Annotated in this window: 6 protein-coding genes and 2 pseudogenes; 2 read left to right on the plus strand and 6 right to left on the minus strand. The window is 73.8% G+C overall.

Annotation, left to right across the window (positions count from 1 at the left end; all coding sequences use genetic code 11):
• The coding region (locus GT030_RS12455) for a cation-translocating P-type ATPase (RefSeq protein WP_161201160.1) at window positions 1-1,379 on the plus strand (1,379 nt) is incomplete at its 5' end.
• Here the strand turns inward: GT030_RS12455 and GT030_RS12460 are convergent.
• From GT030_RS12460 to GT030_RS12485, 6 genes and pseudogenes are all read right to left on the minus strand, one after another.
• Complete coding sequence (locus tag GT030_RS12460) at window positions 1,376-2,719, minus strand: nucleobase:cation symporter-2 family protein (RefSeq protein ID WP_161201161.1); 1,344 nt, start codon at window positions 2,717-2,719, stop codon at window positions 1,376-1,378. The two genes, GT030_RS12455 and GT030_RS12460, sit on opposite strands and share 4 nt — an antisense overlap.
• A gap of 137 nt (window positions 2,720-2,856) precedes the next feature.
• Entirely contained in the window at window positions 2,857-4,197 is a 1,341-nt protein-coding gene (locus tag GT030_RS12465) for an NAD(P)-binding protein (RefSeq protein WP_161201162.1), read from the minus strand.
• A gap of 86 nt (window positions 4,198-4,283) precedes the next feature.
• Window positions 4,284-4,955 carry a TetR/AcrR family transcriptional regulator gene (locus GT030_RS12470; protein WP_161201163.1) on the minus strand — a complete coding sequence of 224 codons (672 nt, stop codon included), beginning with the start codon at window positions 4,953-4,955 and terminating at the stop codon, window positions 4,284-4,286.
• A gap of 114 nt (window positions 4,956-5,069) precedes the next feature.
• Complete coding sequence (locus GT030_RS12475; protein WP_161201164.1) at window positions 5,070-5,780, minus strand: HAD family hydrolase; 711 nt, start codon at window positions 5,778-5,780, stop codon at window positions 5,070-5,072.
• 101 nt (window positions 5,781-5,881) lie between these two features.
• Window positions 5,882-6,812, minus strand: a pseudogene (locus tag GT030_RS12480) (M56 family metallopeptidase).
• 83 nt (window positions 6,813-6,895) lie between these two features.
• Complete coding sequence (locus GT030_RS12485; protein WP_161201165.1) at window positions 6,896-7,441, minus strand: DUF5134 domain-containing protein; 546 nt, start codon at window positions 7,439-7,441, stop codon at window positions 6,896-6,898.
• A 174-nt stretch (window positions 7,442-7,615) separates the two neighbouring features.
• Here GT030_RS12485 and GT030_RS12490 point away from each other — a divergent pair.
• A pseudogene (locus GT030_RS12490) lies at window positions 7,616-8,236 on the plus strand (FUSC family protein); the annotation flags it as partial.

Genomic DNA, 8,236 nt, shown 5'->3' on the forward strand with positions numbered 1-8,236 from the left:
CCGGCTGGACCCAGCTCGGCGGCCTCTCCTTCGAGGCCGCGCGGGGGTACGCCGCCGCCGTGGGCCGCGACGGCGACGGCCCCCGCACCCTGGTGGTCAAGGGCGCCCCCGAGACCGTCCTGCCCGGCTGCGCGGACCTCTCCGACCGCGCCCACGATTCCGCCCACTTTCTGGCCGGTGCCGGACTGCGCGTCCTCGCGGTGGCCATGCGGCGCCTCGACGAGGGCGAGACGGAGTCCGACGCCCTCCAAGGGCCGCTGCACGGACTGGAGTTCACCGGCCTGCTCGCCCTCTCCGACGTACCCCGCGAGACCTCGGAGGCGCTGGTGCGCGGCCTCTACGAGGAGGGCGTACGGCCGGTCATGCTCACCGGCGACCACCCGCAGACCGCCCGCGCCATCGCCCGCGAACTCGGCTGGCCCGAGGACACCGAGGTGGTCACCGGCGACGAACTGGCCGCCGCCGACCGGCGCTCCCGTGCCCGGATGCTGCGGGACGCCGGGGTCGTCGCCCGCGTCGCACCCGAGCAGAAACTCCAGGTCGTGGAGGCGCTGCGGGACGCCGGGCGGGTGGTCGGCATGGTCGGTGACGGCGCCAACGACGCCGCCGCGATCCGGGCCGCCGACATCGGCGTGGGCATCAGCGCGCGGGGCTCGGCCGCCGCGCGCAACGCCGCCGACATCGTCCTCACCGACGACGACCTGACCGTCCTCATCGACGCCATCGGCGAAGGGCGTTCGCTGTGGCACAGCGTCGCGGACGCCATCGCCATCCTCATCGGCGGCAACGCGGGCGAGGTCGGCTTCGGCATCCTCGGCACCCTGCTCTCCGGCACCGCCCCGCTGTCCACCCGGCAGATGCTGCTGGTCAACCTCTTCACCGACCTCTTCCCGGCCATGGCGGTGGCCGTGACCCCTAAGGACGGCGACGAGACCGAGGTACGCAACCGCACCGCCTCCCCGGAGGACGCGGCGGGCGGGGTGCTCGGCGCCCCGCTGATCCGGCAGATCCGGCACCGCGCCCTGACCACCGCGCTGGGCGCCGTCACCGCCTGGCTCATCGGCCGCTTCACCCCTGGCACCGCCCGCCGGGCCAGCACCATGGCGCTGTGCGGCGTCGTCGGCACCCAGCTCGTCCAGACCCTCCTCGACCGCCGGGACAGCACCCTGGTCCGGGTCACCGCCCTCGGCTCCGCCGCGGTCCTGGTGGCCGTCATCCAGACCCCCGCCGTCAGCCACCTGGTCGGCTGCTCCCCGCTCGGCCCGATGGCCTGGGCGGGCGTCGCCGTGGCCATCGCCGCCGCCCTGGCCGCCCAGCGGACGCTGCCCCGGCTGGAGGAGATCGTGGCGGGACTGGTGCCGACGGAGGAACCGGCCTAGACGCTCTCCTCGACCGGTGCGGGAGCCTCCTGGGCCTTCCGGCCGGGCAGGTGGTTGAACAGCAGGTTCAGCACGATCGCCGTCAGGCACCCCGCGCTGATGCCGCTGTTCATCACCGTCTGGAACCAGTCCGGGAACCGCGCGTACACCGTCGGCACGCCCACCGGGAGCATGCCGACGGCGACCGAGACCGCGACGACGGTGAGGTTGTGGTTGTCCCGGAAGTCCACGCGGGCCAGGGTGCGCAGGCCGCTCGCCGCGACCGTGCCGAACATGACCAGGCCCGCCCCGCCGAGCACCGGCGCCGGGACGGCGGCCACGACGGCGCCCAGCTTGGGCAGCAGCCCGAGGAGGACGAGAAGGGCACCCGCGGCGGCGACCACCCACCGGCTGCGCACCCGTGTCATCCCGACCAGGCCGACGTTCTGCGCGTACGCGGTGTACGGGAAGGTGTTGAAGACCCCGCCCAGCACGGTCGACAGGCCGTCCGCGCGCAGCCCGTCCGCCAGGGAGCGCGGCTCGACCTCGCGGCCGGTGAGCTCGCCCACCGCGATGAGGTCACCGGTGGTCTCCGTCATCGTCACCAGCGCCACCACGAGCATGGACACGATCGCGGACACCCGGAACTCCGGCGCCCCGAAGTGGAAGGGGGTGCTGATCCCTACCCAGTCCGCGTCCGCGACCCCGCCGAAGTCCGTGAAGCCGGACGGCACCGCGACGGCCAGACCCACCACGATGCCGGTCAGCACGGCCACCCGCGCCAGGAAGGGCGGGGCGAAGCGCTGCACCACCAGCACCACCAGCAGGACGAACGCGGCCAGTGCCAGGTTCCGGGGCGCCCCGAAGTCCTTCGCGCCCGCTCCGCCGGCCGCCCAGTTGCCGGCGACCGGCAGCAGGGAGACCCCGATGATCAGGATGACGGTGCCGGTGACCAGCGGCGGGAAGAACCGCAGCAGCCGGCCGAAGACCGGCGCCAGCAGCACGATCGCCAGCCCCGCGACGATCACCGAGCCGTAGATCGCGGGCAGTCCGCCGCCTGTCGTACCGATCAGCACCATCGGTGAGACGGCCGCGAAGGTGCACCCCTGCATGATCGGCAGCCGCACCCCGAACCGCCAGAAGCCGACGCACTGGATCAGCGTCGCCACCCCGCACACCAGCAGGTCGGCGGTGATCAGATACGCCAGGTCGGCGGGGGAGAGCCGCATGGCGCCGCCCACGATCAGCGGTACGGCCACGGCGCCCGCGTACATGGCGAGCACATGCTGGAGCCCGAAGGCCGCGAGCTGCCGTACCGGGGGAATCTCGTCGACGGGGTGCAGTTCGGCGGTCGTGGCCATGGGGCCTCCTGAGCGGCGGGCGGGGAGCGGCAACCGGACAGCACGAGACCGTAGGGGCCTTGAACAATTTGTTGATTTCCGGTGGGTTGCCGCTGTGTGTCATGCCCACGTGAACGGTGAGGACACCCTCCGCCGCGCTACTCCGACCGCGCCGCCGCCCACAGCGCGTCCCAGTCGGACAGCTTGACCGGGTTCCGGCCCAGGCTCGCGCCCAGTTCCGCCTCGGCCCGCTCGATCGCCAGCCAGCCCGGCCACGCCACCGGGTCGGCGCCCGCCGCCCGCAGCCCCGGCAGCGGGTCCTCCGGCACCGCACGGGACTCCAGCGCGGGGGCGTCCTCCAGCAGCGAGGTCACCGTCTCCTTGGCGCAGGAACGGTTGCTGCCGATGACGCCGGTCGGGCCGCGCTTGATCCACCCGGCCACGTACTCACCCGGCACCGGTACGCCGTCGCTCAGCACCCGGCCCGCCAGATGCGGCACCATCCCCGTCACCGGGTCGGACGGCAGCCCCTCCGGCGGCAGCCCCCGGTACCCCACCGAACGGAGCACCAGCTGCGCGGGGACGTCCTGGAACACGCCCGTGCCCCGCACCCCGCCCTGCCCGTCCGGCTCGGTGCGCTCGAAACGGACCCCGCCCACCCGGCCGTCCGCCTCCAGCACCTCCACCGGACGCAGGAGGAAACGCAGGCGGATCGTCCGGTCGGTGTCCGGGGGAGAGACGGCGGCCCAGTCGCGCAGCACCTCGGCGTTACGCCGCTGGGCGGCCGGCAGCGCCGAGACGTCCACGAAGCCGGGGTCCAGCGCCAGCTCCGCCGGGTCGACCGAGACGCCGACGCCCGGCAGCTGGCCCAGTTCCCTCAGCTCCTTGGTGGTGAACCGCGCCTGCGTGGGCCCGCGCCGCCCGGCCATCAGTACCTCGCCGACCCCGCCCCCGGTCAGCACCTCCAACGCCGCCTGCGGCATGTCCGTCCCGTGCAGCTCGGCCGCGCCGCGCATCAGCATCCGCGTCACGTCGACGGCCACATTGCCGACCCCGATGACCACCGCCGAGCGCACGTCGTGCAGGAAACCCTCGTCGGCCGCGTCCGGATGCGCGCTGTACCAGGACACGAACTCCGAGGCCGACCAGCTCCCCGGCAGCTCCTCGCCCGGAATGCCCAGCGGGCGGCCCGCCGCCGCGCCCACGCAGTACACCACCGCGTGGTAAAGCTCCCGCAGCCGCTCCACCGGCACCCCGTCCGGACCGCCGGCCCCGACCCCGCCCAGGAACCGGACCCGGTCGTGCTCCAGCACCGTCCGGAGGCTGCCCTGGAGAGACTTGATCTTCTCGTGGTCCGGGGCGACGCCGTAGCGCACCAGCCCGAAGGGGGCCGGCAGCCGGTCCAGTACGTCCACGCGCACGTCTGGGTGGCGCTCCACCAGATTCTGCGCGGTGTAGCACCCGCTCGGTCCGGAGCCGACGACGGCGACCCGCAGCACGGCGTACTCCTCACCCCGAGGGCATCGGGTGACAGCCCTGACGGCTCCAGCATGGCACCGCGCGGCGGGGTCGGCAGGGAGGCGCGCTACTCGCCTTCGTCCGGCTGCCTCTCCGTGGCGAAGAAGCGGGACAGGTTGCCCCGGCCGGGCTCGGCGTCCGTGCCGCCGCCCGGTGGCCGGCCCAGCGCCCCGTCGAGCCCGTAGCGCTCGAACAGCTCCGCTCGAAGGACGGGGATCGGCATGGGCACCCCCGGTACCAGTGCGGCGTACACCGCGCCCATCAGCAGGGCCCGGAGCATCGGGTAACCGGCCGTGACGTCGTCGGCGCCGCCGCGGGCGATCGTGTCGCCGAGCAGTTCGGAGAGGCGCTGCTGCTCCGGGCACTGTACGAAGCCCTCCTCGTGCAGCAGGCCCGCCATGTGCTGGCGCATGAGCACCGGATGCTCCCGCGCCAGGCCCAGGATCGCGTCGATGGCACGGGCCAGCCGCTCCCGCCCGTCCTCGGTACGCGGCTCCCGCTCCAGCGCCTCCTCCAGCGTGCGGTGCATCAGCCGGTGCACGGCGGACTGCACGAGCCGGCGCTTGCCGGGGAAGTAGTACGAGACCAGTCCGCGCGCCGATCCGGCGCGGTCCGCGATGTCGCCGAGGGTCGTGGCCTCGAACCCGCGCTCGTCCACCAGTTCGACCGCTGCCTGCAGGAGCCGCTCGCGCGAACGCCGCCGCAGCTCTTCATTGACCGAGGCGCTGCGCGGGGACATTGTCGAACTCCTGCGTTGACTGGCTGTCAGCCAACTATACTCACGGCATGAGGCACCGCATCGCGCGGGGCCTTTTCAGGGCTGCCGTTCGTCTGAGCGCCGCGGGGGAGCGCCTCAGACGGGCGGCAGTTCCGCGTTTTTCAGCAGGTCCAGCACGGGCAGCAGGGCGTCCGGGCGTTCGTGCACCGGCAGATGGTCCACGAAGTGCACCCGGCAGCCGAGCGCGGCGGCGCCGCCGTCCGCGGCCCTGCTGTCGCCGACCATCAGCGTGTGCTCGGGTTCCACCCCCAACTGCGCGCAGGCGGCGGCGAACAGTCGGGGGTCCGGCTTGCGTACGCCGTGCTCGTAGGACAGCACGTACGCGTCCACGTACGTGTCGAGCCCGTACTGCCGGAAGACCGGGCGCAGGTCCCAGCCGATGTTGCTGACGATGCCGACGGCGATTCCGCGCCGGCGCAGTTCTTCGAGGACCTGGGCCGCGTCGGGGTACGGCGTCCACGCGGCGGGGGTCACGGCGCGGTCGTACAGCGCGTCATGGAGGGCGTCTGCGGGCAAGGGCACCTGCCGGGAGAGGCCGGTGTACGCGGCTCGGTGCGACGTGGTGTCGAGGTCCCGCTCGTTCCAGGCCGCGGCCAACTCCTCCGGGACGGCGGTCGGTTCGGCACCGCCGGGCAGCGCCCCCGCGATCTCCAACGCGGCTGCCGCTTCGATAAGTCGGGGCTCCTCCATCCTGGTGCCGGTCGCCGCCAGGGTGGCGCGGAGCCAGGACTCGGTGGACTCCGTGCGGCACAGCGTGCCCGAGAAGTCGAACAACACAGCGGTCATGGCCGGACCCTACTCCTGCGCCCGTGCACCAGTGAGGGACCGGCCACCCCCAGCGCCCAGAACAGCCACCGTCGCCGTCATGGCATGCCCGGACGGAAACCCTAATGCAACGCCCGCAACCCCGGAACGAAAGCGACGATCACCGGAAGTACCGGTACCAGGGCGGCGGTTGCCGTCAGGCGGAGGCGCTGCGGGGCCGGGAGGCGGGGCGGGGCCGCGAGGAGGCGGTTGACGCGCTGGGGGAGCTGGGCGTGCGGGGTGGGGGAGGGGCCGAAGACGCCTCGGTCCTCGTTGAGGTCGACCAGGGCCAGGGCGGTGGTGACGCGGCCGAAGCGGCGGGAGGCGGTGTCGTCGGCGGCCAGTTCGACCAGGCGGTGCATCTCGTCGCGGAAGGCAGCGAACACCGGGACCTGGGGGAAACCGCCGGCCAGGGCGGCGGAGCAGTGCAGCAGCCAGTCGTGGCGGAAGCGGGCGTGGTCCTGTTCGTGGGCCAGCAGGGCGTCCAGGCGCCTGCCCTTGAGGCGGCGGAGGGCGGCCGTCGTGACGACGAGCCGGGGCGTGGCACCGGGGAGCCAGTACGCGTCCGGGCGGTCGCCCTCCAGGACCACCAGGCGTCCGCCAGGCTCCTCACCCGGCAACAGGGGTGCGCTCCATCAGTTCGGACCGGCTCGCCCGTCGGCGGCGCCGCGCGTGCAGCACCTCGCCGGCCAGCATCGCCAGGGTCCACAGCCCTCCGCAGGCGAGCGTCACGGCGGTCGGCGCCGCCCAGGGACCCGCCGCGCCGAGGGCGTATGCCTCGACGACCCCGTGCGGGGCCCCGCTGAACAGATGCCCGCGCACCTCGTGCCAGGCCGCCGCCGCGCTCAGGGTCATCGACAGCGCGCAGCACAGCAGGACGGCGGCCACCACACACTGCCAGGCCCACAGCGCCACCACCGGCTCCCGGTCCGGCCAGTCGGCCCGGGCCAGCAGGCGCGGGGCCGCGACGGAGGTCAGGATGCCGAGCAGCAGCAGTGCCACGGGGACGCTCATGGCAGCACCCTATGAGCACCGGACCGCTCGCCGGCGTCGAAGTGACGCAGGCAACTCCCGCGCGCCGCATACCGCTTGACGTGTCACATCGTCAGAAGCATCGCCAGCATGCCTATCCCCATCGACAGCCGGCACACCCGGGACAGCTCGGGCCGGTCGCCCCACCGCACCGAGCCGGGGCCGCCCCGTACGGTCACCGGCACCAGGCGGGCGCCGGTCATAAGGACGTAGCCGGTGAAGTAGAGCAGCAGCGCGCCGGTCAGCCAGGCCGGCCCGGAGCCGCCCGTGTGATGGTGGTCAGCCGGGGCCGCGGCCATCAGCACCGCCATGTACACCATTGCCGTACTGCCCAGCAGATGGTGCAGATGGTGGGCGCTCCGCCGCGCCGGCCACAGCGCGCGGAGCGCGGCCAGCCCGAAGACGGCGGCGTACAGCGGCCACACCCAGCGCGGCGGGGCGAACACCGCGGCCGGTACCGCCATCGCCGCCATCCCGAAGCCCATCAGCGCCTCGCCGCCCGCCGCGCGGCGCTGCTCCTCGACCCCGCTGCGCATCCGCAGCAGGCAGTAGGCGCCGGTCGCCGCGCACAGCGCGACCAGCAGCCAGGCCGGTGACACCGGTCCGTGCACGCGCACCACCCCCGTTCGACGCCATGTCGAGGGATGCGATGCCCACGCCACGCGCAGCGCACGCGAGCGCAAGGGGGTGTACGGGGAGCGTTCGCCGGAGCACGGCGTGTGACCAGCCGGGATGCAGGGCAGCCGCAAGTCTTTTACTGGTGAAACACCTGTTAAATTATTCGTATGAGCAGCCGCCGCCTCCCCCTCACCCAGGCGCTCCGCCTCCAGGGGCCCTCCGCCATCTGGTTCAAGCCCGCGCTCAGCGTGGTCGTGTCGACGGCCCCGCCCAACCTCCTGCTGCTGGCCCTCGGCCGCCTCGACCTCGCCCTCTACACGATGGCCGGCTCCCTCTGCGCGCTCTACGGCCACCAGCGTCCCTACGCGGCCCGCGCCCGCGTCCTCACCGGGGTCGTGCTCGGCATGACGGCCGGGCTCGCCGTCGCCCTGCTCGCCTCGGCGCTCGCCCCCGGCCCCGTCGTCCTGGTGCTCGTCGGCGCCCTGCTGGCCGCCGCGCAGAAGACGGTCTGCGAGTCCACCCGCGTCGGACCGCCCGGCAACGTGGTCGTCACCTTCATCAGCTCCGCCGCCCTGTTCATCCCGCAGACCCCCGGCCAGGTCCCCGCCCACCTCGGCCTCACCCTCGCCGCCGGAGCCTGGGCCTGGCTCATCTGCATGGCCCCCGGAATGCTCCGACCGCACGGCCCCGAGCGCCGGGCCGTCGCCGCGGCCCTCAACGCCGCCGCCGGCCTCGCCGACCAGGACCACGCGCCCGCCCACCCGGCCCTGCACACCGCCTGGCAGGCC

Source organism: Streptomyces sp. SID1328 (assembly GCF_009865595.1).
Classification (GTDB): Bacteria; Actinomycetota; Actinomycetes; order Streptomycetales; family Streptomycetaceae; genus Streptomyces; species Streptomyces griseoluteus.